Origin of the sequence: Metabacillus bambusae (genome assembly GCF_017497975.1) — a bacterium.
In the GTDB taxonomy this organism is placed as follows: domain Bacteria; phylum Bacillota; class Bacilli; order Bacillales; family Bacillaceae; genus Metabacillus; species Metabacillus bambusae.
In genome coordinates this window covers 58757-84496 of sequence record NZ_JAGDEL010000022.1, presented here as the reverse complement: position 1 = coordinate 84496, position 25740 = coordinate 58757, and the positions used below count along the sequence as shown (strand labels likewise).

The 25740-nt window shown below is 36.1% G+C and carries 26 protein-coding genes; 1 reads left to right on the top strand and 25 read right to left on the bottom strand.

Annotation, left to right across the window (positions count from 1 at the left end; genetic code table 11):
• Positions 1 to 265: 265 nt before the first annotated feature.
• From pepF to I7822_RS22370, 22 genes are all read right to left on the bottom strand, one after another.
• Entirely contained in the window at positions 266 to 2053 is a 1788-nt protein-coding gene (gene pepF, locus I7822_RS22475; protein WP_207981311.1) for an oligoendopeptidase F, read from the bottom strand.
• A gap of 380 nt (positions 2054 to 2433) precedes the next feature.
• Entirely contained in the window at positions 2434 to 3075 is a 642-nt protein-coding gene (locus I7822_RS22470) for a HoxN/HupN/NixA family nickel/cobalt transporter (protein ID WP_207981310.1), read from the bottom strand.
• Positions 3076 to 3235: 160 nt separating this feature from the next.
• Entirely contained in the window at positions 3236 to 4048 is an 813-nt protein-coding gene (locus I7822_RS22465; protein WP_207981309.1) for an urease accessory protein UreD, read from the bottom strand.
• A complete protein-coding gene (ureG, locus tag I7822_RS22460; protein WP_207981308.1) occupies positions 4045 to 4662 on the bottom strand; it encodes an urease accessory protein UreG in 618 nt (205 codons plus the stop codon). The genes I7822_RS22465 and ureG overlap by 4 nt, the downstream gene beginning before the upstream one ends.
• Positions 4663 to 4704: 42 nt before the next feature.
• Positions 4705 to 5391 (bottom strand): urease accessory protein UreF, encoded by a 687-nt coding sequence (locus I7822_RS22455; RefSeq protein WP_207981307.1) that lies wholly within the window; start codon positions 5389 to 5391, stop codon positions 4705 to 4707.
• Positions 5384 to 5830 carry an urease accessory protein UreE gene (gene ureE, locus I7822_RS22450; protein WP_207981306.1) on the bottom strand — a complete coding sequence of 149 codons (447 nt, stop codon included), beginning with the start codon at positions 5828 to 5830 and terminating at the stop codon, positions 5384 to 5386. The genes I7822_RS22455 and ureE overlap by 8 nt, the downstream gene beginning before the upstream one ends.
• 10 nt (positions 5831 to 5840) lie before the next feature.
• Positions 5841 to 7547 carry an urease subunit alpha gene (ureC, locus tag I7822_RS22445; RefSeq protein WP_207981305.1) on the bottom strand — a complete coding sequence of 569 codons (1707 nt, stop codon included), beginning with the start codon at positions 7545 to 7547 and terminating at the stop codon, positions 5841 to 5843.
• Positions 7548 to 7549: 2 nt separating this feature from the next.
• Complete coding sequence (ureB, locus tag I7822_RS22440; RefSeq protein WP_207981304.1) at positions 7550 to 7867, bottom strand: urease subunit beta; 318 nt, start codon at positions 7865 to 7867, stop codon at positions 7550 to 7552.
• A gap of 30 nt (positions 7868 to 7897) precedes the next feature.
• On the bottom strand, positions 7898 to 8200 hold the full coding sequence (locus I7822_RS22435) for an urease subunit gamma (RefSeq protein ID WP_207981303.1): 303 nt from the start codon (positions 8198 to 8200) through the stop codon (positions 7898 to 7900).
• A 12-nt stretch (positions 8201 to 8212) separates the two neighbouring features.
• Positions 8213 to 8914 carry an urea ABC transporter ATP-binding subunit UrtE gene (urtE, locus tag I7822_RS22430; protein ID WP_207981302.1) on the bottom strand — a complete coding sequence of 234 codons (702 nt, stop codon included), beginning with the start codon at positions 8912 to 8914 and terminating at the stop codon, positions 8213 to 8215.
• Between the two features lies 1 nt (position 8915).
• Entirely contained in the window at positions 8916 to 9659 is a 744-nt protein-coding gene (gene urtD / locus I7822_RS22425; RefSeq protein ID WP_207981301.1) for an urea ABC transporter ATP-binding protein UrtD, read from the bottom strand.
• Entirely contained in the window at positions 9634 to 10638 is a 1005-nt protein-coding gene (gene urtC / locus I7822_RS22420; protein WP_372442205.1) for an urea ABC transporter permease subunit UrtC, read from the bottom strand. The genes urtD and urtC overlap by 26 nt, the downstream gene beginning before the upstream one ends.
• A gap of 83 nt (positions 10639 to 10721) precedes the next feature.
• Complete coding sequence (gene urtB / locus I7822_RS22415) at positions 10722 to 11624, bottom strand: urea ABC transporter permease subunit UrtB (RefSeq protein WP_207981299.1); 903 nt, start codon at positions 11622 to 11624, stop codon at positions 10722 to 10724.
• 132 nt (positions 11625 to 11756) lie between these two features.
• Positions 11757 to 13001 carry an urea ABC transporter substrate-binding protein gene (gene urtA / locus I7822_RS22410; RefSeq protein WP_207981339.1) on the bottom strand — a complete coding sequence of 415 codons (1245 nt, stop codon included), beginning with the start codon at positions 12999 to 13001 and terminating at the stop codon, positions 11757 to 11759.
• Positions 13002 to 13315: 314 nt separating this feature from the next.
• On the bottom strand, positions 13316 to 14095 hold the full coding sequence (locus I7822_RS22405) for an aminoglycoside adenylyltransferase domain-containing protein (protein WP_207981298.1): 780 nt from the start codon (positions 14093 to 14095) through the stop codon (positions 13316 to 13318).
• Between the two features lie 76 nt (positions 14096 to 14171).
• Positions 14172 to 15068: an AraC family transcriptional regulator gene (locus tag I7822_RS22400; RefSeq protein ID WP_207981297.1), complete on the bottom strand. Its 897-nt coding sequence runs from the start codon at positions 15066 to 15068 to the stop codon at positions 14172 to 14174.
• 204 nt (positions 15069 to 15272) lie between these two features.
• On the bottom strand, positions 15273 to 16292 hold the full coding sequence (locus I7822_RS22395; RefSeq protein ID WP_207981296.1) for a Gfo/Idh/MocA family protein: 1020 nt from the start codon (positions 16290 to 16292) through the stop codon (positions 15273 to 15275).
• An 84-nt stretch (positions 16293 to 16376) separates the two neighbouring features.
• A complete protein-coding gene (locus I7822_RS22390; protein WP_207981295.1) occupies positions 16377 to 17783 on the bottom strand; it encodes a sulfatase family protein in 1407 nt (468 codons plus the stop codon).
• 6 nt (positions 17784 to 17789) lie between these two features.
• The gene (locus tag I7822_RS22385) at positions 17790 to 18614 is read right to left on the bottom strand and encodes a sugar phosphate isomerase/epimerase family protein (protein ID WP_207981294.1); all 825 of its coding nucleotides are present in this window, start codon (positions 18612 to 18614) and stop codon (positions 17790 to 17792) included.
• Positions 18611 to 19633: a Gfo/Idh/MocA family protein gene (locus I7822_RS22380; protein WP_207981293.1), complete on the bottom strand. Its 1023-nt coding sequence runs from the start codon at positions 19631 to 19633 to the stop codon at positions 18611 to 18613. The genes I7822_RS22385 and I7822_RS22380 overlap by 4 nt, the downstream gene beginning before the upstream one ends.
• Before the next feature lie 75 nt (positions 19634 to 19708).
• The gene (locus I7822_RS22375; protein WP_207981292.1) at positions 19709 to 20074 is read right to left on the bottom strand and encodes a sensory rhodopsin transducer; all 366 of its coding nucleotides are present in this window, start codon (positions 20072 to 20074) and stop codon (positions 19709 to 19711) included.
• Positions 20075 to 20297: 223 nt separating this feature from the next.
• The gene (locus tag I7822_RS22370) at positions 20298 to 21191 is read right to left on the bottom strand and encodes a helix-turn-helix transcriptional regulator (protein WP_207981291.1); all 894 of its coding nucleotides are present in this window, start codon (positions 21189 to 21191) and stop codon (positions 20298 to 20300) included.
• A gap of 117 nt (positions 21192 to 21308) precedes the next feature.
• Between I7822_RS22370 and I7822_RS22365 the strand changes: the two genes are divergently transcribed.
• On the top strand, positions 21309 to 22112 hold the full coding sequence (locus I7822_RS22365; protein WP_207981290.1) for a phytanoyl-CoA dioxygenase family protein: 804 nt from the start codon (positions 21309 to 21311) through the stop codon (positions 22110 to 22112).
• A 96-nt stretch (positions 22113 to 22208) separates the two neighbouring features.
• On the opposite strand, the gene I7822_RS22360 is transcribed toward I7822_RS22365, so the two are convergent.
• The 3 genes from I7822_RS22360 to I7822_RS22350 all read right to left on the bottom strand — a co-directional run bounded on the left by I7822_RS22360 (position 22209) and on the right by I7822_RS22350 (position 25578).
• Complete coding sequence (locus tag I7822_RS22360) at positions 22209 to 23036, bottom strand: carbohydrate ABC transporter permease (RefSeq protein WP_207981289.1); 828 nt, start codon at positions 23034 to 23036, stop codon at positions 22209 to 22211.
• Positions 23037 to 23056: 20 nt separating this feature from the next.
• Entirely contained in the window at positions 23057 to 24004 is a 948-nt protein-coding gene (locus I7822_RS29995; protein ID WP_207981288.1) for a carbohydrate ABC transporter permease, read from the bottom strand.
• Between the two features lie 74 nt (positions 24005 to 24078).
• A complete protein-coding gene (locus tag I7822_RS22350; RefSeq protein WP_207981287.1) occupies positions 24079 to 25578 on the bottom strand; it encodes an ABC transporter substrate-binding protein in 1500 nt (499 codons plus the stop codon).
• Positions 25579 to 25740 lie beyond the last annotated feature (162 nt).

The following is a 25740-nucleotide window of genomic DNA, read 5'->3' as shown; positions in this document are numbered from 1 at the left end:
GGTATAACAGGCTCAGAAACTACCAATATAAAAATAAAAAAGGATACCATCTGCAATAAGCCAAATGGTATCCCTTCAAACAATATCAATTTTATCCTTCTCCTCGGCCAAATGACTTGCTTTTATTAGTCTCAGAAACTAAAAATAACAAATGGTCAGAACCTCCAACATACTATATAGTTTCTTTAAAAAGTCACTATATAGTATGTTGGAGGTTAGACTTATCGGAGGTAACTCATTACAATTTTGTATCATTGATTTTTCTTTATAATCTCGAAAACTCATCTACCAAATCTCGAAATCGATTAAGTGAATTTTCAATTGGGTATGGAGTCGTTAAGTCAACTCCAGTCTTTTTCAACAATTCGAGTGGGTAATCAGAGCTTCCACTCTTTAAAAATTCCAGATATGAGTTCAATGTGGCTTGATCCCCTTCAAGAATCTTTGTTGCAAGATGGATCGCTGATGCAAATCCTGTAGCATATTTATAGACGTAAAACGGACGATAGAAGTGAGGAATTCGTGCCCAACCATATTTCACTTCATCATCAAATACAATTTCTTCACCATTATATTCTCTGAATAAAGCCTCGTAGATTTGATTAAAAACATCTACATTTAAAGGCAACCCCTTCTCTACCATTTCGTGTGTTTTCTTCTCAAACTCCGCAAACATTACTTGAGTAAAAAACGTGCCCTTAAATTGGTCTATAAAATGATTAAGTAAGGATTTTCGAATTTCAGGATTTGTTTCATTGTTTAATAAATAATTAATTAACAGTACCTCATTAACAGTTGATGCTACTTCTGCAACAAAAATACTATAACGCGCGGTAATTTGTGGTTGATGTTGTGAGCTTAACTTACTGTGAACACCATGGCCACATTCATGTACCAACGTAAATAAACTGTTTAAATCATCCTGATGATTTAAGAGAATAAACGGATGAACACCATAAATACCTAAGTTGTAAGCACCTGATCGCTTACCAGGTGTTTCCCTGACATCTATATATCTTGAATCTTTAAATTCTTTTAGGATGCTTATATACTCTTCTCCTAAAGGAGATAAGGCCTTACACATTGTTTCATATGCTTCCTCAAAAGTAATTTCCTGCTTTACTCCACTTACTAGAGGTACACTTAGATCATACTGACGAAGTTCATCCACTTTTAACTTTTCCTTACGAATCCTAGTATAATGATGATATGGAGCAATATTTTTTTTGGTTGTAGTAATGAGATTTTCATACACGTCTTTAGGTACATTATCACCAAATAACGCTTTTTCCAGCACTGAAGGATAATGGCGAATTTTAGCCAGAGTAACATTATTTTTTATAGCTGCCGAAAGTGTTGCGGCAATTGAGTTCTTTAATTGTAAGTAAGGCTTATAATATGCCTTATACGCTTCTTTGCGCTTTTCGCGGTCTTCGTCTTCAATTAATTTCGCATACATTCCCCTAGTTAACTCTACCTGTTCACCATTGTCATTTGTAACTTCTCCAAATTTAATATCCGCGTTATTCATCATGCCATATGTATGGCCAGGAACGGACATTGCTTCCCCTAATTGTGATAAAACTTCTTCTTGCTCTTTACTTAAAACGTGTTTTTTGTAACGGAATGACTCTAATAAATCATCTTCAAAATAAGTTAGGCGCTCTTCTTCAGATATGTATCCTTTTAATACCTCTTCTTCTAAGCTAAGCAAATAAGGCATGAAGAAGGAAGTTGCTGCACTAGCTTTCACATTAAGTTGTTTTGCACGATCTAACAAGGATTGCGCTTGTGTTTCCCTCGTATCCTCATCCACATTTAACATGGCAAATGCATATATTTTGTTCATCAAAAATGATAGCTCTTCACTTTGTTTGAGGTATTGATACAGGGAATGTCCGTTATGAATGTCACCATCAAATTCTTTTAACTTTTCTGCGATTTCTTCAATAAGCTTGTAATCTTCTTCCCATTTGCTCTGATCAGAATAAATATCTGCTAAATTCCATTTTTCATGGGTTGGTATCTCTTTTCTTGAAGTATATGTCTTCATTAAAAAACCCCTTTATCCAATTATTTATTACTATATATTCTAATTAAATCCTCTTTAATCCTTTATTATTTGGAGAAGAAAAATAGGCTTCATTTTTAGATAGTCATTTAGGGAATTAATTACTTACAATTAACTTTGGAACAACGTCTATCATCGAGGTCGATTTAATTTGAAGAATCCTTGATAGCAGTTTTAATTTGAGGGGGAGTATTTGTGGAAGTTTTATAAAATCGTTAGAAGGGAAAATGAGATCATTTTCCCTTCTAACGATTTTTCTACATATTCTAAAACCAACTTATCGGGTTACTTTAAAGAGTGATGGATAAATTGGTCATCAAAAAGAAAATCCCCACACTTTTCCTAACATACTTTGTTACTTGTTAAAACCATAATGCAAATAAACCCTCAGTTACTCCTAGATTGTATATATAAAAAATACCAAATACAGTACTAATGCCACCAGTTAGTTGCACGAGGTTTTTATGAATCAATAAGCGATCTTTTGCAACATTGAATGGGATTCCCAATAAACTAGTAAATAGCATCATTCCGATACATGTGCCAATGCCGAAGATGATAATATAAACTGCACCTAGCCATAATGTATCAATGGTATTCATAGTTAGCAGCACCATTGCCGAGCTTCCTGCTAATCCATGGATAAATCCAATAAACGCTGATTTTAAATATGTTTGCTTTTCAGAACGATGTTCATGAAATGTTGTCGTTCTAGATAAAATTGCTTTTATTCCTAAGTAAACTAACATGAAACCAACAAGCATCTCTAGTGTTAATGCCCACTTTTCTGATAAAGCAACTTTAAACCCTATAAGTAGTAGTCCCACAATAAATAATGTTGCTGTATGACCGATCCCCCAAAAAATACCTGTTAGGGACGTACTCCACAGTTTCTTTGTTTTACTTGCCATCGTTGAAACAGCAATCACATGGTCAGGTTCAATTGAATGCTTGATGCCTAAAACAAAGCCTATGCCTAATATCGTTACTAGATTTATATCCATGAATTTCTCTCCGTTCAATGCTAATCTTTTTATCTACAAATCACTAAATAATCACCATAATTTATAATTATTTCGCTCTGTTGATTGGAGCGAACACCTACATTAGAAATCAATCAACCAAGTCTAACAGAGCCAATAATTTAATGAGTATTGCTACTATTTATCCTTTTCTCCACTCAATGATTACCTCGTTATTTAAGAGTCCTCTTAATAAACTATCACATTTAGTAAAAAAGGATTCAATGATCGGTGTACTATTGGCTAATATTCTTACAGACATACCCTTTACGTTAAGTATGCTTATACCAAAACGAACCTTTTTATAACATATTAATTCTTCTCGTAATTCTTCAATAATGCGCTCATTTATTTGTGGATGGAGAAAAAACATTGTACCAATATGTGTATAGCCTTCTAAATACAACATTTTTTCAAGCTGTTCACACGGCTGTAATAGTTGATGATCAAAAACGGCTAATTCATCATCAACATAAATTTTCATCTTTGAAGCAACCTTTTTATATTGAAAATGTTTTCCATCCTCAGACCAGCCTGGTGTTATGATATCTGTATAATAAAATACTGCAGATGAACTCATGTACACATTTGTATTCTGAGTGAAATTTGCGTCTTTATAAGGAATTAAAGAATCTTGCTTTATATACAGTTCACTATTTGGTTTCAAAAAATAATCCATCGATTGGTTAACACCAAAACGAGGTGATTTATATACCTTTGTTGATGCTTGTGTTGTAAGTGCTAGCCGTGAGGATTCATGCATAATAACCTCTGTTTTGTATGTGTCCCCATCAACATAGCCACCACCAACATGGATAAGGGTTAGCAATGGAAGTCCTCCATCTAAATAGGTAGGTCGTGTTATTTTTAAGACTCCATCAAAAAAACTGTTTGTAATAACTGATCGATCCTGTTTTTTTCCTACCTCTAGTTCAAGGTAGCCTGTGTAAGTCATGCTTCAAGTCCAACCAAAAATGCTTCACGCTTAATCCAATTAACAACATCGGGAACTCCTGTACCATCCTTAAGGTTTGTAAAGATATAAGGTCTGTCTCCACGGGATGCAAGAGTATCTCTTCTCATTACTTCTAGGTCTGCACCCACATATGGTGCTAGATCGATTTTATTAATGATAAATAAATCAGATTTAATCATACCCTGTCCGCCCTTTCTCGGTATTTTTTCACCTTGGGCAACATCGATAATATAGATTGAAAAATTGACTAGCTCAGGACTAAACGTTGCAGCAAGATTATCCCCACCGCTTTCAACAAAGATTAAATCAAGATTAGTATGTCGGTCAGTTAATTCTTCAATTGCAGCGAAATTCATTGATGCATCCTCACGTATTGCAGTATGTGGACACCCTCCTGTTTCAACACCAATAATTCGATCCTCTGGCAGTGCTCCGCTCTTTATTAAAAATTGGGCATCCTCTTTCGTATAAATATCATTTGTAATGACCGCAAGCTCGAATTCCTCCATTAATTCACGAGTTAGTTTATCAACTAAGAGTGTTTTTCCTGCTCCAACAGGACCTCCAACTCCAATACGTATAGGCTCTCCCATTTGAATCATCCTTTCTTAGATTAATAGATTTATTAAGTGCAATTATGACATAAATAAACGTACTGATAGCTGTTCGTGTATCATTTGGGCAATTTCTAATCCTGGTGCTCCTGCGCCAAATTCATCCTCTGAAAGGTTCAATATCTCTTTAACTAGATCTGCTAAAAACGGTTGAATTTCTATTAAAAGTCTTTGACCATCAGTTTGACCTAAAGGTATCCCCCTTACCCCGTTTTGAATGAGTGAAGAGGTAGTAGAGAATAGGTAACTTGAAAGAGTTGTTGCTAGATCTATGGTTAATCCATGACAAATAATCGCAAAAACGATTGCGCTATGGCCATGGCTTTTTTTTGCTTTAATTCTAGATTCATACTCTTTAAGCAAACCATTGCTATATAATTGATTCATTACTTTAACTAACTGACGGCCGATTCTCTTAGTACCTTCACGAGTTTCTTTTGCATTTGTAAGAGCATATAATTCTTGATCAAGCTGCCAGCATGTTTCAATTTTATTTTCCTCTATTGCTTTAAACGCTATCCGACAAGCTAAGCCATCCGTATATTTACACTGCGAATGCAAGTATTGTCTAATAGCAACTAAAAAGGTTTCTTTATTTATCACTTTTTCTTCCTGTATGTACGTCTCAAGCCCAAATGAATGAGAAAACGCACCTGAAGGAAAATTCGAATCACATATTTGAAGCAGATGGAACAATTGATTAGTCATGAGAATGTCCGATATGTTTGAATGCTTCGTTCATTTTTCTTTTTTCTCTTGTAAATGGAACAGCAAGTTCAAGTAGTAATTTTTCAACTAAGTAATCATACAGGACAATCATTTCGTTATTTTCAAATTGTGCAGGAAGATGACGGTTTCCTAATTGATGAGCAATTTCTCCCATTTGCAAAAGACTTGTTGGCTGAATCACAATGACATCATCTTCAATTACACTTATCACAATTGAATTTTTCTCATCTTGAAAGAGAATATCACCGTCCTTTAGCTCTTTATTTCCCGTAAGGCGGATACCTAGCTCTTTTCCATGATCTGTTTTTACTCGTTGAATTTTCTTCAATAAATCATCACTTCTTAAATAAACGCGCTCAATATGAGCAGGTGTTTTTTCTGAATGTTTTACATTTCCAATAATTTTGTCAATGATCATTTCCTTCACCTCAAAATAAAAAGTATCGTTGTGCTAAAGAAACCTTTTCATCTGGTTCACATGTGATCAATTCACCGTTCACCTTTACTTCATATGTCTGTGGATCAACTTCGATTTCGGGTGTTTCACCGTTATAGATCATATCCTTTTTCGTTAAATTACGAATATCTTTTACAACACGTATCTTTTTTTGTAGACCAAGCTTTTCATGAACACCATGCTCAAATGCTGCTTTTGAAATAAATGTTAATGAAGTGGAGTATTTGGCTTTACCAAAACTTGCAAACATTGGACGATAGATCGCAGGCTGTGGTGTTGGAATAGAAGCGTTTGGGTCCCCCATAACACTCCAAGCAATCATGCCACCTTTGACGATCAATTCTGGTTTTGCACCGAAAAAGCCTGGATCCCAAAGCACGAAGTCAGCAACCTTCCCTACCTCAATGGAACCCACATAATCAGAAATGCCATGAGTAATCGCTGGGTTAATAGTGTACTTAGCGATATATCTTTTTACTCTTTCATTATCATTTTCTTCACCCGCAACCATCTCTCCACGCTGACGCTTCATTTTATCCGCTGTTTGCCATGTCCGTGAAATGACCTCGCCAACTCTTCCCATAGCTTGAGAATCTGAGCTGATAATACTAAACACGCCAAGGTCATGAAGAATGTCTTCAGCAGCGATTGTTTCTTTACGGATTCTTGAATCAGCAAATGCTAAATCCTCTGGAACAGATGGATCTAAATGGTGACATACCATTAACATATCTAAATGCTCAGCAATCGTATTGATTGTAAATGGTCTTGTCGGATTTGTTGACGATGGAAGAATATTTGGATAAGAAGCTGCCTTTATTATATCTGGTGCATGACCACCACCAGCCCCTTCAGTATGATAGGTATGAATCACACGCCCATCAATTGCCCGAAGTGTATCCTCTACAAAGCCACCTTCATTCAGAGTATCTGTATGTATAGCAACCTGAATATCAAACTTGTCGGCCACTGTTAACGCTTTATCAATATTGGAGGCTGTCGTACCCCAATCCTCATGTAGCTTTAACCCAATTGCTCCTGCCTCAATTTGCTCAATCAGTGCTTCTTCACTAGATGCATTCCCTTTCCCTAAAAAACCAATATTCATAGGAAATTCTTCTGCTGCTTTTAACATGTTATGGATATTCCACGCACCAGGTGTACAGGTTGTTGCATTCGTCCCTGTAGCTGGACCTGTTCCGCCACCAATCATTGTTGTGATGCCAGATTCAATCGCTGTTTGAATTTGCTGAGGACAAATAAAATGGATATGTGCATCAATACCACCTGCTGTCAAAATCATACCTTCACCAGCAATAACTTCAGTTGATGCCCCGATTACTATATCAACTTTATCCATTAATAATGGATTTCCAGCCTTACCAATCGCAGCAATGACGCCGTCCTTTACACCGATGTCTGCTTTATATATCCCTGTGTAATCAACAATTAACGCATTTGTTACAACAAGATCGACTGTCTCACTTCTCGTCGCTAATGGATGCTGCCCCATTCCGTCCCGAATAACCTTACCTCCACCGAATTTTACTTCATCACCATATGTTGTATAATCCTTTTCAACTTCAATAAACAGCCCAGTGTCCCCAAGTCTTACCTGATCGCCAACAGTTGGCCCAAACATATCTGCATATTGATGTCGAGACATTTGAAAACTCATTGTTACACTCCTTTATCTAGAAAAGCATTTGTTAAGTTGTTTAGACCAAATACCTTCCTTTCACCATAAAACGGTATAAGCTCAACCACCTTACTATCACCTGGTTCAAAACGTACAGCTGTACCAGCTGGGATATTCAATCTTTTCCCAAAGGCTTTAGTTCGTTCAAACGCTAGCAATCCATTAATCTCATAAAAATGAAAATGTGAACCAATTTGAACTGGTCGATCCCCATTATTTATTACCTCTATCTTTGTTGGCTGCTTTCCTACATTACATAAAATAGGTTCTTTTTTAAGCTTGTATTCTCCTGGTATCATGCTTTACCCTCTTCTCATTCATTCTTTCGATTATTGGATGGGTTCGTGGACCGTCACGAGCTTCGTGCCATCAGGAAAGGTTGCCTCAACTTGGATATCATGTATCATTTCAGGTATTCCTTCCATGACGTCCTCTCGTGATAAAATCCTTCTCCCATATTGCATCATCTCAGAAACAGATTTACCATCTCTCGCTCCTTCCATTACCTCATAAGTAATAATTGCAATTGCTTCTGGGTAATTCAACTTAAGTCCTCGTTGCTGTCTTCTTCTTGCTAAATCCGCAGCTACGACAATCATGAGCTTATCTTGCTCACGTGCTGTCAGCTTCATCTAATCTCCCCCTTATACTGCTAAATGCCTTTGAAGATCATCCTCATTAATTTCATTACAGTTACCATTCATCACCATTTGACCTTTATCAAGAATATAAAACTGATCCGCACAAGCTAACACTGCATCCAGATTATGCTCAACTAATAAGATCGACATTTCTTTTTCACTGGATATTTTCACTAAAACATCCTGGATAAGCTGTACGATATTTGGTTGAATTCCCTCCATTGGTTCATCAAGTAATAAAACCTTCGGATTAGAAATAATCGCACGTGCAATCGCAAGCTGCTGCTGTTGACCACCACTCAAATCCCCACCTTTGCGGTCAATCATTTCCTCTAAAACAGGAAACCATTGAAAAATCTCCTGAGGAATGGACGTTGACCGCTGTGATTTAGGAAGAGCTTCCATTCCTAAAAGAAGGTTTTCTTTTATTGAAAGATCTGAAAAAATCTCTCTTCCTTGTGGAACATAGGCCATTCCTGCCCTTGCCCGAGCCTCAGGCCTTTCCTTCTTCCATTCGTTTTCTTCAAATCGAATGCTACCGTTTGTAACAGGTATAAGTCCCATTAGTGCTTTAACTAGTGTTGTTTTCCCAACACCATTTCGTCCTAAAAGACCAACGATTTTTCCTTTAGGTAGTTCCAGATGTACATTTTGTAAAATCATGGTTTCATCGTATCCAGCTTGGAGATTTGATACCAGAAGCATATTATCCACTCCTTCCTAAATAAACGTTCTTTACTTCTTCGTTTTCTTGAATATCCTGCATAGCTCCTTCACAGAGCACCTTCCCCTCATGCATCACCACAACCTTCGTCGAAAACTTTCTGACAAAATCCATATCATGCTCCACAATTAATACCGAGCATGTTTTTGCAATATCTTCGATTAAATTACCTGTTTTTGTACGTTCTTCACCTGACATACCTGCAATAGGCTCATCTAAGAGCAAGAGTTTTGGTTCTTGAATCAGCTGCATCCCAATTTCGAGCCATTGTTTTTGACCATGTGACAACGATTGTGCGAGCTCGCCACGAACTTCATACAATCCAATCTTTTTTAATAACTCATCAATTTTCACTTTTTGAGAAGCTGACATTTTTGCAAATAAAATGGAAAACAAATTCTTTTTTTGCTTCATGGCAATTTCTAGATTTTCAAAAGGTGTCAATTGTAAAAAAATGCTCGGAGCTTGAAATTTACGCACAATTCCTTCGTGAACAATTTTCTGTTCAGGAAGTTTTGTTAGTGAAATGTTTCCATCAAAAATCACTTCACCATCGGTGGATCTTGTTTTTCCACATATGACGTCAAGGAGTGTTGTTTTCCCTGCCCCATTAGGTCCAATTAAAAATAAAATCTCTCCACTTTCAACTTGTAAATCAACGCCTTGAAGTGCCTTGAAACCAGAAAAATCAACCATCACATTACGACACGAGAGAATCGGCTGCATCCTTTTCCGCCTCCTTTTTCTCTTTTTTGAAGAAGCGAACCTTAAACTTCTCAACAATACCAACTAAACCATTTGGTAAATATAAAACGACTAAGAGAAATAATCCGCCCAAGAAGATCGTCCAGAATTCAGGATAGGTTTCACTTAAAAAGCTTTTAGCGCTATTTGTTAAGATCGCCCCAATTGCAGCACCTAAGATTGAATGCCTTCCTCCAATCGCTACCCATAATACCATTTCAATAGAAGGAATAATTCCCATCATTTCTGGTGTAATGATCCCAACTTGCAATACAAACAGTGCTCCAGCTATCCCTGCAAAGGCTGCTGATAATGCATAAATAAAAACTTTAAATATGGCTGGGTTATACCCTAAAAATCGAAGACGATTTTCACCATCTCTAATCGCTATGAGTAATCTTCCAAAGCGTGTTTTTGTTAAAATGAGAGATATCCCCATCACAATTGCTAATAAACTAACTGTTAAGAAGTAAAGAAAACTTTTTGTCCCTGGATCTGCTAACGGTACATGAAACACCGTAAAAAAGTTTGTTAAACCACTAGTTCCCCCTGTAATTTGCTGGCTACCAATAAATAATGTAACTGTAACAACAACTACCGCCTGTGATATTAAGGAGAAGAAGACTCCTTTAATTCGATTTTTAAACGTAACGTAACCAATAATCCACGCAATCAAAAATGGGAGTAAAATGGCAGAACAAATTGCAAAAATTGGATTTTTAAAAATAGACCATATAAAAGGAAGTTCTGTAATTCCATTCCACTCCATGAAATCTGGCACTCCACTAGTTGAAGCCTCAAGTTTCAAGTACATCGCCATACAATAGGCTCCTAATCCAAAAAAGACCCCATGCCCCAAACTCATAATTCCAGTAAAACCCCATATTAGACTTATACCAACAGCGATAATTGCAAAACATAAAAACTTAGCTAGCAAACCAATTCGAAAATCTGAAAGCATCAAGGGGGCAATTAATAGGAAGAGAAAAAACACCCCGTAAATGGTTCCTCGACTATATTTTTTTAACAATAACAGCACCTCCGTTAATCTAAAGCTCTCACCTTTGCACCTACGAGGCCAGTTGGTTTCCATTGTAAGAAAATGATTATTAATGCAAAAACGATTACCTTTGCAAATGTTGCACTTGTTGATAACTCAACAAATGTACTTAAAACCCCTAACATTAAAGCAGCAAAAATGGTTCCTTTTAATTTTCCAATACCACCTAATATAACGATCATAAATGCATCAACGATATAAGATGACCCTAATGTAGGACCGATAGAACCAATCAATGTTAAGGAACAACCAGCAATTCCTGCAAAGCCACTCCCTATAGCGAAAGCTGTGCTATCAACCCTTCTTGTCGAGACACCTAAGCAAGAAGCCATGTCACGATTTAATGTAACAGCCTTCATCCTTCTTCCCGAAGGAGTTTTATAAAGATATAGAAATAATAAGAAAATACATAGTAACACTAATGCAACAATAAAAAGTCGTTTATATGGGAATGTCATACCCGTTAAAGTAAGTCCACCGTTTAACCATTCTGGAGCAACAACTGCAACATTCGGTGCACCGAAGATCGAACGTGCAACCTGTTGTAAGATTAAACTCACTCCCCATGTTGCTAGTAAGCTATCAAGTGGGCGTTCATATAAAAATCGAACAACCGTCTTCTCCATTAATAACCCCAATAATGCTGCTACAAGAAAAGATAGTGGAATTGCTAGGATAAAATAATAGCCAAAGGCTGCTTTAGGAAGATATTGAATAAATACTTGTTGAAGAACATATGTAGTATAAGCTCCCATCATAATTAATTCTCCGTGAGCCATGTTGATAATATTCATAAGCCCGAATGTAATCGCAAGACCTAAAGCAATTAACAAGAGGATGGAACCGAGGCTAACTCCATTAAATAGTTGTGTTACGATTATCGACAAGGATGTTTCCTCCTTTTCAATGCGAATCCTTCTAGGAACTATTTTTTTACAATAGTTTCCCTTTTCGTTCTAGCATTCTAGTAATCTCTTGCAGAACGAAAAGGGGGCATATTACAAATATTTATAAATCCATTAATTAGCTTGTTGACTTAACCCTTCTGCCCAATCGTATGTTTTTAAATATGGATCTGGCTTGACTTGCTCACCTGAGTTCCACACTTCTTTAAATTGTCCATCAGCTTGCACCTCACCAATACGAACCGTTTTATAAATATGCTGTGTTTCACCATCAATTTTCACAACTCCCTCTGGAGCCTTAAACTCAACACCATCAGCTGCTTCCTTCACTTTTTCAACGTCGAAAGAGCCTGCCTTTTCCACAGCTTCAGCCCATAAATAAACGGCAATATACGCTGCTTCTATTGGGTCGCCGGTTACACGATCCTTACCATATTTTGATTTATAGTTTTCTACAAATGTCTTATTCTCTGGAGTATCGGTTGTTTGGTAATAGTTCCATGCAGCATAATGACCTACTAACACATTTGCTCCTATTCCTCTAATCTCTTCTTCTGCAACACTTACAGAAACAACGGGAATGTCCTTAGCAGTAATTCCTGCATCTTGTAGTTGTTTAAAAAACGCAACATTACTATCACCATTTAAAGTATTGAAGATTACATCCGGTTTAGCTGATTTGATTTTATTAATAATCGTGTTGTAGTCTGTGTGTCCAAGCGGTGTGTATTCCTCTGCAACAACCTTGCCACCTTTTGCTTCTAACTGTGCGTTTACAATCTTATTTGCTGTACGAGGAAACACATAATCTGAGCCAATTAAAAATATATTTTTACCTACGTTTTCTAACATCCAATCAACTGCAGGTACTATTTGTTGATTTGTGGTAGCTCCGGTATAAAAGATGTTAGGAGATTGTTCCATTCCTTCATATTGCACTGGATACCAGAGCAAACCATTGTTTTGTTCAACGACTGGAAGCATTGCTTTTCGGCTAGCTGATGTCCAACCTCCAAAAATAGTTGCTACTTTGTCCTGTTGGAGAAGTTTTCTAGCTTTTTCAGCAAAAGTAGGCCAATCTGATGCACCATCTTCTATAATAGGTTTAATTTGTTTTCCAAGTACTCCTCCAGCAGCATTGATCTCATCAATTGCCATCATTTCTGCATCACGTAAGGAAACCTCACTTATTGCCATTGTGCCACTTAATGAATGGAGAATACCAACAGAAACTGTATCTCCTTCTACAGTGCCGGAACTTGAATCTGATGTTGTTCTTTGAGCTGGTTTATTTGTCTGTGACGAACACGCTCCAAGGAAAAGCACCATCATCAGTAATACTAAAAATCCTCTTCTCATTCTCAATCTCCAACACCCCTTTATGTATTTTCAGCATTAGAATGTCATACATCCATAAAAACCCGTTACCATAAGTAACATTAGATGTAAGGAAAACTAACACCATCTACACTTCATATTATACATAATCTTCCTCTTTAAGCAAATTATTTTTTCAAATATTTCGAAAATAACCATTTTATAGGGATAATTACGACAAATTAGACAAAGAAGCGTTAGGTTTCCTCACAATACATCATAAAAACCACAAAAAAACTAGGCTTAAATTACGACCTAGTTTCTTCAAAAATTTATATTGTATTAAGTATGTCTCTTTAACATGACTGAGCTTTAAGTATGGTAAACTTGATGAATTTCTGTGATTCTTTTATACGATCAAGGTTCACACCATCATGCCAATCTTTAGCTTCTTCTATTAAGCCACTCCATTCTTGGAATATTTCCTGCGCCCAGCTTGCTGCATCTTTTTTTGATCCAACAATTCCATAATGCATCGTAAATAAAGCTCTACACATTGTAAGAATTGCATAGGCTTGATAAACACTAGTAGTTAATCGATGGGAATCTTCAAGCTGGGGTGCCCACCAATCCTTTAATGTATTCCTTTGCGCATTCCGTAAGTCATTTGAGGAAATGGGGTCAATAAGCATTTTCGGATTAGGGCCGGCCAACGTTATGCCTTTTTCTCTAATAATATATCTTTGTATTACCCATTCATCCCAATGTCCGTCTAAACCGAATGATCCATCTGAACGTATTACTGGATGAATAGCATTTGTTGGATCATAACGACGCAGTGCGATTTTATCAATATATGAGCCTTCAAAATTTGTTTTCCACTGCAAATCACTCAATAATATACGTGTATGTAAGGACTCTAGTTTAGATATTTTTTCTTTTGAAAGGGCATCTGTTGTCACAACGAGATAATCTATATCACTCCTGATTGGATCAAAGTCGAAAAGAGCAATTGAACCATGTAAATACATTCCCACAAAAGAATCTCCCAGAATGTTTTGTACATTCAATAAAATTTCTTCTAATAATTCATTAACATCTGAATAAGGGGTAAACTGTGAATCATTATCAATCAATTACACACCTCCCAGCTTAACATTTTAACGATGATGTTCAGAAACTTTTTTACGATCATTTGGCTATTAATCTTGATTAACCCATTGCTTTGTATTTACCTGGGGAACACCCAACAACTCTTCGGAATAGCCTACTAAAAAAAGCAGGATCATCATAACCGACCTTCATGGCAACATTAATTACCTTATCGTCAGACTCAATAAGTAATTGTTTGGCCTTTTCAATTCTTATATTGTGAACCATTTCCACGACTGTCTGTCCTGTTTCCTGCTTGAAAAGTCTATTTAAATGGCGTGGGCTTATGTTAAATAGATGACAAAGGGTCTGAATGGAAATTTTTTGATCATAGTTTCTTGATAAATAACCACATATACGTTGAATCAGTATATAACTATCATTTACAATCTTATAAGACGTACTGCTTTTCGAATTTCTTTCATTATAAATCCGCGATAACAGAATCAATAATTCTACTAATTGCAGTCGAATTAAGGTTGAAAAGCATGAATTCTCCTTGTTGTATTCGTACATCATTCCTTCTAATAAATGTGAAAATCTAATTGAATAATTCCCATCCAAATTTAGAAGATGATGAAACCGTTCATTTTTATCTAAAAATGGATGAATATAAAAATAATCCATTGACTGAGATACTCCTAGCTCCTTTAACCATGAATCTTGAATTAAACTAGGTAGAAATAAACAATTAATAATTTCTAATGTCTGCTCTTTTTCGATCTGAAAAGTGTGTGCTTCGCCAGGGTTTATTATAAACACGTCATTCGTTTTAATCGTATATGATTGTCCTTCAAATAAATGTTTTGCATGACCTTTTACTACATATACTAATTCAATGAATTCATGTGAGTGAACTGGTGGTATGTTTAAAGAATCGTGATGGAAGCGTTGGATCCAAAATGGAAATTCTTTTGTTTTCATATAGTCACAAGATTGATATTTTGTAGCAGTCATTTATGTTCCTCCCCTAGATAAAAGATATGAGTAAAACTTCTCTAGGTAGTCGAAAATAAATCTCGTTTAAAACTCTACATTCCAAATGCTTCTCAATACCCCAACATCCTGTCTTTGTCGGAACTTTATAGATAGTTCTCCCCCACCTATCTTCATTACTCCCAATTAAAATTAGGATAAAATTGAAACTCTAGTTGTAAGTGCTTACATTATTTTCTTGCCCAATAGCTTTGGTATTTCTATGACAGCACCGTTTTCATTCTGAGAACGAATTGCTGCCTCAATTACTTCTTGAGCTGCTAATGCATCCAAACCTGATCCAGCAACATGTTCTGGTTTGATTGATCTTTTAATATCACTAATAAACGAATTAATTCTATTTTTAAATGTATCGTTGAAGCCACTCACTCCATTTAAAACTGAATTACGAACAACCTTCATTTCTGAACTTTTATGTGGATAAAAGGTGAGATTTTCATAGACGTTATCAATGATCAATCTTCCCTTATTTCCTGCTACTTCACAATTTTCAATCGGATGATTATTATCCATATCATAACTACCAGTTAAGTGACCTACTGCACCTGATTCAAATTCTAGATTAATAGAAGCAGTTGACCAAACAGTTCTTCCAGGTGCCTTCGTCATAAACGCTTGCACACGGCGAATATCACCAGCAAAATAACGAATAACGTCAATTGAATGCGGATGAAGTGCTCTTAAATGGATCCAAGGGCTTGACTCATTTGGGTTACCAATTGTTAATTTCATATTTATGAAAAGCAGTGTTCCAAGATCTCCTTTATCAATCCACTCCTTCGCAAGATGAGCAGCCGGTACAAAGCGGTGATTAAGATTGGAGGCTAACCTAACATCTTGTAACCGAGCATACTCAACCATTTCCCTCGCTTCCTTTATGCAGTTTGATAATGGTTTCTCAACTAAAACATCGATGCCAGCTTCAATTGCTATCATAGCAGGTTCATAATGATGTGATCCATTTTCTTTTCCACCCGTAGCGATACTTATCACATCAATTTCTTCATCTTTAAGCATCGTTTTCAAATCCGTATAAGCGTTGATTTTACATTCGTTAGCTACAGTTTTTACTAATGCCTCATTGAGATCACAAACAGCTACTAATTGTACATCCTTATGTTCTTGATAATAGCGACAGTGGATTTTCCCGATATGATTCACACCAACGACAGCAGCTTTTAGCAAAACACTCACCCTTTCAATGTATAAATGCTTCGGAGAAGACATATCCCCGAAGCATTTATTTAGCTGAAGATGCTCTCTCCTTATTTATTTCTCTACTTGTTCTTCTTTTTCCTTCTCCTGTAGTTGCTGTGCAGTATTTATTGATCCGATATACATTGAATCATATGCTTCCTGTGATGTTTCGAATGGCCCTCGTTCCATCCCATGCCAATTCAAATTCGTGTACATTGGATTTGTCCGACCTGTTTCACGCTCACGTTTTGCTATATAAGCGTCCATTCTACCTAATAATAAATTGACGATTTGCGGTTCTTGATCTGCAATATTATTTAGTTCTTCAGGATCTTTAATAATATTGTACAATTCAATTTCAGGTTTAAAATGAAAATCAGGCTCAAGTGCACGTATTAGCTTCCATTCAGGAGTACGCCAGCCATGCTTCCGCATCCAAGTGCATTCTGTAATATAAAACTCTGACTCCTGTATAAACCCTTCAGCTTCCCCATTTATTAGGGGCATTAAGTTTCGTCCATCAAATGAAGTTTCTGACTTAATACCGATTAGATTTAATAGTGTCGGCATGATATCTTTTATGAAAGAAATATCGGAAAATCTTTTTCCTTCAGGTAATTTTCCAGGATATTTTAAAATTAATGGCACAACTAAATTATGCTCATAAAGACTATGGTGATCATACCAACATTGATGTTCATTCAAGGTCTCACCATGATCAGAAGTTATAATAATTAACGTCTCTTCCTCAATACCAAGAGATTCAACGGTTGTTAAGATGTTTTGAATACATGCATCCATATAGGCTATCGCACCATCATACTGTGCATCCACATAATTAGAGTCAGTGCAGCCCTCTGGAAGCCATGAGGTAAGGAAATCAGCAAAAGGTTTAAATTTCTTCATTTCATTTAATGATTCATTTGCAGGATCAAATTCATTTCCATCATAAAACATTCTTTCGTAAGGTTTTGGCGGTAAGTACGGTGAATGTGGATCCATATGTCTTAAGAATAAGAAAAATGGTTGCTCTTCTTCTGCAAGTCTTTTTAATTCTGGAATTGTAACATCATTTAAATTTTGAGCCTTTGGACAACGTCCGGAATCATCTGGTTGCCATGCTTCATAATCTAGATATTTTTGAAATCCACGTGCAGATGGATTTCCGGTAAACCCTACACATGTTGTGTTATAGCCATTTTCTAAAAGGAGCTCTGGTAGTGTCTTTACATGATCACCTAATGGACCACTATGTCTAAGTGCTACTACATCTGTGCCAAAGCAATCCATGCCAGTTAGCATTGAAGCATAACCAGGTGTAGTCGGGATACTAGGGCTGAAATGATTTTCAAATAACACACCCGCTTCAGCAAATTTATCGATATGTGGTGTTGTTAAACGATTATACCCATACGAACTCATCCGGTCTCGTCTAAGACTATCAATACCAAAAAGAATCACATTTGTTTTCTTTGCCATTATCTATTATCCTTTCTGAGCAAAATTTGCTTCTCTTGCACCTAATGCCTTTAAGCAAGCATTTAAATATCCATAGCTTTCAGCTGCAACAATGGAAACGTCGGCTAATGTGTGTTGGTTTGCTCCGATAACCTCCAAACAAACTGGACCAGAATAATGAGCGTCAACCATTGCTTTACAATAAGCGAAAAGATCAATATCTCCTCGTCCACATGCTTGATTTTGAATGTCACCTGGACCCTTCGTCCGCCCTTTGCAATCTCTTATATGAATATGTTTTACTCGTTCGATCACTCTAGCTAACTCTTCTTCTGGATTTTCATTCCCTCGATAAATATGGCTCGGGTCCATATCGATCCCAAACGCCTCCGAGGAAATCTCACTCATTGCTCGCAATGTTGTTGGTGTATTATAGATTGCATTTCCAACATGGGCTTTTACACAAAGTGTAACTCCATATGTCTCTGCCTTTTTCGATAAACGATAAAGGGTTTCAATAGATTGTTGAAGATCACCATCATCTCCTGATTTCCCACCAGGACCTACGTTTATGATAGGGATTCCAATTTCTGCTCCTGCTTCAAAAGCTTTTGTCAACCTATCTTCATCAAGTGATGCTACTTCCATTGAAAGGAATTCAAGGCCATTCGCTTCAACTATAGCTCTTAATTCAGGTGCTTGTTCCCTCCAGCGGTCTAATTCTAAATGCTCACACATTCCTTTAATTGCAGAAATTTCGACTCCATCATACCCACATAATGCAATTTGTCTTGCTGCAGTTGCAAAATCAAAATCCTTAAATAAAACAGAGTTTACACCAAGTTTAATCATTTTACCCCTCCTGAAATAAGTTCTATATCCTTCACATCAACAATTGTTCCTGTTTCAAATGACCTGATGGCAGCTTCGATAATTTGCTGAGCCTTAAGGGCATCATCACCAGATCCATCCACTTGATCATACGAGACCCCAGAAATCAGTTGATCTACAAAAGCATGAATTCGGCTTTTAAATGTTTCAGGGAATGATCTCATACCGCCAAGATAACTGTAGCTTTCTGTCTCAATGCTTGTTCGTGGGTAAAAGGTTAATTGTTCGCAAGCATCTTCAAGGACAAATCGGCCTTTAGAACCGACAACTTCACAAAGCTCAAGACCATAGCTTGCCCCGGCATCATAGCTGCCCACTAAATTTCCAATTGCACCATTTTCAAACTCAAGAATGATTTGGGTATTTGACCAGATTTCCCGTCCTTCACCCTTCATCATAAACGCTCCAACTCTTTTTACATCTCCACAGAAGTATCTAATGACATCAAAGGAATGTGGATGCAATGCTCTTAAGTGGAACCATGGTGAACTTTCAACTGGATTGTTAATCCACATTCTCATATTTATCATGTGAAGCTTGCCAAGACGTCCAGCATCTACCCAACCCTTCGCTTTCTCTGCAGCAGGTGTAAAGCGATGATTGAGGTTGACCGCATAGGGGATTTTATTTTGACTGGCAAGTTCAACCATTTGCCTTCCTTCTTCAACATTATTTGAAATCGGCTTTTCGCCAAGAACCGGGATTCCTGCTTTTAATAATTCCATTGTTGGCGCAAAGTGCTCACCACCGTTTTCTTCTCCTTTTGTACAAACACTTACAAGATCGAGTTTTATACCACTCGCAAGCATTTCACTTACACTGTAAAATGCTTTTCCACCAAACTTAGTTGCTGCGTTATCAGCCTTGATCTTAACGATGTCACATACAGCTACAATTTCAGTGTTTGGATGGTCTTTATATACAGAGGCGTGAATACTACCAATATTACCAACCCCGACTATGGCTACTTTTAAAGTCATTTTTTCATCCCTCGCATTTTTAATTATTTTCCTTAGCGTTTTTTATTGAATAGTTCATATAAAGTATCTATCTCTCTATTCTATTGGATAGCCCATTGTCGTAAATAGGGCAAGTGCCTCTTGAGAAGTATCTAATCGGCTATGCTGCACAATAATCGGCACAGTACTATCGACTTTAATCGCATAAGGCACATTTCTTGGAACTTTATTTCCATCACGATCTTTCAATTTGTCTAAACGAACATGATGAGTCCTTTTTGAACCACATTCTGAGATGAACGTTTCCATTGGTTCACGATCTTCAAAATAGAAGGTCAGTTGTATTTTTGCGTTACTTTCCGTTACATTCAAGACACAAACAGCCTCATGACTAATTTGATCTCCGGTGCTTTTCGGTTGAAGAAACCCATCTGGGATAATCCAAGTTTTTTTCCCTATCAATTCACATCCCCCCAAATCACTTAAATGTAATCGCTTTCTAGATTATTTTTTTAACAGATAATTCCTTGTTGGTTTAATTAAATAATAGCTAAAACCTTTAAAATCATCATTGCCCATTCTGCCACCTTAATGGTGGATTCGGCCATTTTCCTAAATTCCCTATATTCCTAACCTTTAAATCTTTGTCTTTAATTCCACAATACAATTTTAATAGAGATGTATTTTACGATTTAGACCTAAACCAATTTCGGTACTTGGATGGAGACATATTTGTATATTCTTTAAATGTTCGATTAAAATGACTTATATCTTCAAAACCAACTTCTGATGCAATGAAGATAATTTTTTCGTTAGTATGTGCTAACATATTTTTTGCTTCATTTATTCGGATTTCGTTGCGATATTCGATAAAAGTATGACCAGCAATTTCCTTGAATTTAGACGTGAAATTTGATTTACTCAACCCTGATAATTTACTCAGCTGTTCAAGTGTTAAAGGGCGATTATAATGATATGTGATAAATTTGCAGATTTGGTCTATTATTTCTTTGTATTCACAATCTATGATGATCTTTTGAGTTGAAGTATTTTCATAGTAACGACTTAATAAAATAAATAGTTCTAACATTCTTGTTTTGATCAGAATTTGATAGCCATTTTCCTTATGTTTATATTCTTGCGCGATTTTTTGTAGAAGTATCATCATTTCCGATTGTTGATAATATGTTAAAATCAAATGATCTTTGAAATGAACAGTCTCTCTTAAAAAAGGTTCAACATAGAAAAAAGATAAAAAAGACTCCAAATGAGATAGTGATTCTATTTCTTGTTTTAAGAATTTGGGTTGAAATAATAAATTGTATACCTTTAGATTTTCATAGTTTCCAACCTCAAATCCATGAATCTTTTCTGGTTCAATAATAAATACGTCACCCGCATTTATGGTAAAGATTTTCTCTTGGTAAATGTGGGAACCACTTCCCTCTATTACATACACTAATTCGAAAAATTCATGTGAATGCTGTTCAATTATTTCGTTACTGTTGATTGTATATGGAGCGATATAGAATAAGAACTCTTCACTTTCAAAAAACTCCGCTGATTGTAAATAAATCAAAAATATCCCCACTTCCCTGGAAGATTAACCAAGAATCTCAGCATATTTACCAAGATTAATAGAACTTTCCACAATACAATTAATTTTATAATCTACTTTTTGAAATGGGAGGTAATTATGAAACATTTGCTGAGTAAAAATCTACTCTCAGAAGATAAAATTACGTTTTACAGAGTAAATGGATTTGTTCAAATTGATAACGTTTTAAATCTAGAAGAAATTTCAGAATTAAGAATGTATCTTGATGAAGTGATGGATGAAAATAATGGGTTATCGATTCAAACAGATACAAAAGGTGGTGCCTACTATAAGGTGCTTAACCAACGAGTCAATACGTGGCGTGATCATGCAGGTATGGCAAGATATGTGTCACATCCTCGTTTTGCGAATATTGCCCTTCAATTAAGTGGTGTCAGTGGGGTCAGACTTTTTCATGACCATGCACTATTAAAAATGCCTGGTGATTCGAAACCAACTCCTTGGCACCAAGATTTTCCTTATTGGCCACTTAATAGAGAAACAAGTAAAAAGACACTTTCCATTTGGATTGCATTGGATGATGTAGATGAAAATAATGGCTGTATGATGTTTTTGCCTAAATCTCATGAGGTCGGGCAATTAAAACCGATTAATCTCGTTGATCCTGAAGATATATTTGACTACACGAAAAGCTCTGAGATACATGACAAAACACCAGTAATTGTAAGGATGAAAGCCGGTAGCTGTACGGTCCATTCTGGATTAACATTTCATCATGCTCATGCGAATAAAACAAATAAGCCCCGAAGAGCACTTGTTATTATTTACATGCCTGATGGAACGACTTATAATAATAAGCCTCATGTCATTACAGATCCTCTAAATTTAGCTAATGGTGAAAAACTTCAACACGGGATATTTCCCCTATTAGCTTTTAGATAATGGTTAATGTTCGTATGATTTTAGAGGCATCATTTATTCACATAATGATACCTCTAGTTTTAAAAATAGAAGTAATAAACTTCATGTTAGAACGTGCTAAATTTTCACTGCACCAGATGTTAACCCTTTCATGAATAATCGCATCGTAAATAAAAACAGGATTAGTAATGGTAAAGATGCGATGGTGTAACCAGCAAACATCGGTCCGTACAATGTTTGTGAAACAAATTGACTTTCGAATTGTATTAATCCCACTGTAATTGGAAATTTATCAGGGTTGCTCATTAATACAAGCGGCATCATATATTCATTCCAGATAGCAAGTAAATTCCAAATGGCCATGGTTCCTATAATTGGTTTTGATAAAGGTAGGACAATTTGCCAAAATACACGAAGCTCGCCGCAACCGTCTATACGTGCTGCCTCAAACAATTCCTCAGGTAATGATGCAAACGATTGACGGAATACAAATATTGTAAAAGCCTGACCACCTGCTGCAAATGCGATAATCAGTCCTAAATAAGAATCTAGCATTCCAAAACTTTTTATTAAGAGGAAAAGGGGAATTAACGTTAATAAGCCTGGAATCATTAATAACGCTACAACTGACATGTACAGGAAGTTCTTCCCTTTAAACCGCAACCGAGCAAATGAATATCCAGCTAAGGCTGAGGTAGCAATGATGATTAACACACTAGCAATCCCAATAAACACGGAGTTAAAAATGTATCCACCGATTGCTTCCCATGCAGTAGCATAATTTTCAAAATGTAATGGAAAGGTTATACCAAAAAAGTTACTATAAAATTGTCCATTTGTTTTAAACGAGGTAATAATCATATAAAAAAACGGGTACAGTGCGACAAAGGCTAACAAAATAAGCAATAGATGACTCCATATATCCTGCTTTATTGTTTTCAGCATTGTAATCTCCTTTCTGGTATTTATGCTTTGTATTCAGTACTTGGATTGATATATTTCATTTGAATCCAAGTTAAAATGAGAACGATTACAAATATAATCATTGAAACTGCCATTCCTAAACCAAATTCACCGTTTTGGAATGCAAGGAAATACATATAAAGTCCTGGTACATAAGATGAATAACCTGGACCTCCATTTGTCATAACGAGTGGTAATGTTACGTTTTGAAGTAATTGGATAACAGTAAGGATTAAAATTAATTTTACTTGTCCCATAACTAATGGAATCTCAATTTGAAAAAATCGCCTTACTTTTGTAATTCCATCTAGTTTCGCTGATTCATAAACACTTTCAGAAATAGACTGTAGTCCTGCAAAAAAGATTAATAGATTAAATGGAACGACAAATGGGAAGCCGACGAACATCAAAGAATATAGAGCAATATTTGGATCTCCAAGCCAGTTTTGGATAATTCCTTCAAGACCCAATGTTTTTAATAACGTATTAAGAACACCTACGTTTGGATCATAGATAAAACTCCAAATCATAAACATAACAATTCCTGGTACAACAACCGGTATAACAAATAATACCCGATAGATATACTGCATCCTCTTGCTTTTCAAATGAAAAATCATAACTGCAACAATTAATGGAACTAATAATTCGACAATCACTTTAACAACTGTCCATATTCCAACATTTTTCATTGAAATCAAGAAAATCTTGTCTTTGAATAAGCTTATATAATTTTGAATCCCAGTAAATTGTGGTTGATTGAACCCGTCCCAATTCGTAAATGAAAAACCGATCGCGATCAATGCAGGATAATACATAAATGTAATTAAAAGAATGAAGGACGGTATCAGCATTCCATAGCCGGATTTCCAATTAAAACGTAATTTACCTGATTTTTTATTTCTCTTTACTATTTCGTTGTTATCGATTTGTTGGACTGTTTCAGGCACATGCACCTCTCCTTTCATTTAGGAAAGCGGGTTATTTTAGAAGTATGTTCCTTTAATAACCCGCTCTTATTTATTTACTCATCCAAATATTCTGATAAATCCCAGTTATTTTGTTGTATAAGGGAATCTGCTGTTTTTTCCATCTCTGTATCAGCTACTTTAGCAAATTCCTCCAAAGTTGTTTCTCCAAGAATATAGCTTTGGAAAGCACGATAAATGGCATCTAATTCTTTCTTTTCTAGATTTATTCCTCCAAACACACTTTGTAATGGCTGATTCGCAAGATCAGATAAGCCACTAAGTTCTTCTATCGGCTTTGCACCTACGACAGTCGGAACATTTTCTCCTAATTCATTTACGATTTCCTCATTATGCTCAGGAGTTGTGATATACATTAACCAATCCACAATAGCTTTTTCCTTAGCTGGAGTTAATGAATTATTCGCTTGTTTAGATGGTACCGCATATTGGAAAGAGGAACTTGGGCCACCAATCGCTGCAGATGAATCAAAATCAGTCGCGAATTCTGAAACACCCTTATCAGGATATGGATTTTTAAAGGACGACCACTCAAAATCAGGATTCGCTGATTTTATTTGCTGTGATGCCCAAGAGCCATCGAAATACATTCCAACCTCACCTGTTAAAAAGGCAAGCATTGTTCCTTGTCCATTTGAATCACCACCTGTGAAGTCAGGCTGCCAATATTGTGAAAACTCCTTTAAGATTGGCCAAATTTCCATCCACTTTTCATTTTCTGATCCATACACTCCCTTTTTAATTGCGATAACCTGGTCTTGGTTGGTAATTCCTTCATTACCTGTATATCTTAAATCGTCATATTCATCTGCAAAGAAGTTAGTAAAGAATAATCGAGTTAACCATGTAATCCGATCCGTACCAGTTGGAGTTGAAGCGAGATTCCAAGCAAAGGGAATATACCCTGCATCTTTTAACTTTTTGGATGCATCAATAAATTCGGACCATGTTTTTGGAAGCTCCTTAATACCGGCTTTTTCAAATGCTTCTACATTATAGTAGGTAGCTGTTCCAACATAATCACCATTGATTACATACGTGCTTCCATCTGCAGATTTCGTATCAGAAATAATTTGTTTATTTAATAGTTCATTCCAAGGTTTGTTTTCAACATAAGGATTTGGCTGATCTAAATACTTTGACAAATCTGTAAGTGTACCTTTTGCTAAAGCTGTGTTTGCATCATACCATTGAGACCAAATGATATCTGGGAGCTGTCCACCTGAAGCTTTTGTTCGAACCCATGTCATATAATCCTGATCAGCAGGCAGGCCTTTAATGAATTCAATTTTAACGCCAGTTTCCTTCTCGTACTCTTCAGCTAATTTTTTTAACACAGTTGCTGGCTTTTGGTTTGCATTTAATACCCGGTTCGGACTATAGGTACCAGCATACATTTTAATTGTTCCTTTAAATTCTTCGTCTGTCTCCTCCGTTTCTTCTGGAGAAGAGCTTGGAACGATACATCCTGATAACAATGATGTCATTAGAACAGCGATAAATGATATAATCCATAATTTCTTCAAGCTTTTCATCTTCTTAATCCCCCCACTTTTTAAAAATTCTCACCTATAAAAAATAAGTGCTAAAAATGATTAGTAAAACTTATGAAAGATCAAGATGAATTTACACTTTTCGACAAATGATTCAGAATATTCAGATATATTAATTCATACTTCCTGGAATTGTAGGAAGCA

Excerpts from the sequence above, each read along its gene's own strand:
- pepF (WP_207981311.1), bottom strand. The coding sequence starts at position 2,053 with ATGAAGACATATACTTCAAGAAAAGAGATACCAACCCATGAAAAATGG.
- I7822_RS22470 (WP_207981310.1), bottom strand. The coding sequence starts at position 3,075 with ATGGATATAAATCTAGTAACGATATTAGGCATAGGCTTTGTTTTAGGC.
- I7822_RS22465 (WP_207981309.1), bottom strand. The coding sequence starts at position 4,048 with ATGACTTACACAGGCTACCTTGAACTAGAGGTAGGAAAAAAACAGGAT.
- ureG (WP_207981308.1), bottom strand. The coding sequence starts at position 4,662 with ATGGGAGAGCCTATACGTATTGGAGTTGGAGGTCCTGTTGGAGCAGGA.
- I7822_RS22455 (WP_207981307.1), bottom strand. The coding sequence starts at position 5,391 with ATGACTAATCAATTGTTCCATCTGCTTCAAATATGTGATTCGAATTTT.
- ureE (WP_207981306.1), bottom strand. The coding sequence starts at position 5,830 with ATGATCATTGACAAAATTATTGGAAATGTAAAACATTCAGAAAAAACA.
- ureC (WP_207981305.1), bottom strand. The coding sequence starts at position 7,547 with ATGAGTTTTCAAATGTCTCGACATCAATATGCAGATATGTTTGGGCCA.
- ureB (WP_207981304.1), bottom strand. The coding sequence starts at position 7,867 with ATGATACCAGGAGAATACAAGCTTAAAAAAGAACCTATTTTATGTAAT.
- I7822_RS22435 (WP_207981303.1), bottom strand. The coding sequence starts at position 8,200 with ATGAAGCTGACAGCACGTGAGCAAGATAAGCTCATGATTGTCGTAGCT.
- urtE (WP_207981302.1), bottom strand. The coding sequence starts at position 8,914 with ATGCTTCTGGTATCAAATCTCCAAGCTGGATACGATGAAACCATGATT.
- urtD (WP_207981301.1), bottom strand. The coding sequence starts at position 9,659 with ATGCAGCCGATTCTCTCGTGTCGTAATGTGATGGTTGATTTTTCTGGT.
- urtC (WP_372442205.1), bottom strand. The coding sequence starts at position 10,638 with ATGCTTTCAGATTTTCGAATTGGTTTGCTAGCTAAGTTTTTATGTTTT.
- urtA (WP_207981339.1), bottom strand. The coding sequence starts at position 13,001 with ATGAGAAGAGGATTTTTAGTATTACTGATGATGGTGCTTTTCCTTGGA.
- I7822_RS22400 (WP_207981297.1), bottom strand. The coding sequence starts at position 15,068 with ATGACTGCTACAAAATATCAATCTTGTGACTATATGAAAACAAAAGAA.
- I7822_RS22390 (WP_207981295.1), bottom strand. The coding sequence starts at position 17,783 with ATGGCAAAGAAAACAAATGTGATTCTTTTTGGTATTGATAGTCTTAGA.
- I7822_RS22385 (WP_207981294.1), bottom strand. The coding sequence starts at position 18,614 with ATGATTAAACTTGGTGTAAACTCTGTTTTATTTAAGGATTTTGATTTT.
- I7822_RS22380 (WP_207981293.1), bottom strand. The coding sequence starts at position 19,633 with ATGACTTTAAAAGTAGCCATAGTCGGGGTTGGTAATATTGGTAGTATT.
- I7822_RS22365 (WP_207981290.1), top strand. The coding sequence starts at position 21,309 with ATGAAACATTTGCTGAGTAAAAATCTACTCTCAGAAGATAAAATTACG.
- I7822_RS22360 (WP_207981289.1), bottom strand. The coding sequence starts at position 23,036 with ATGCTGAAAACAATAAAGCAGGATATATGGAGTCATCTATTGCTTATT.
- I7822_RS22350 (WP_207981287.1), bottom strand. The coding sequence starts at position 25,578 with ATGAAAAGCTTGAAGAAATTATGGATTATATCATTTATCGCTGTTCTA.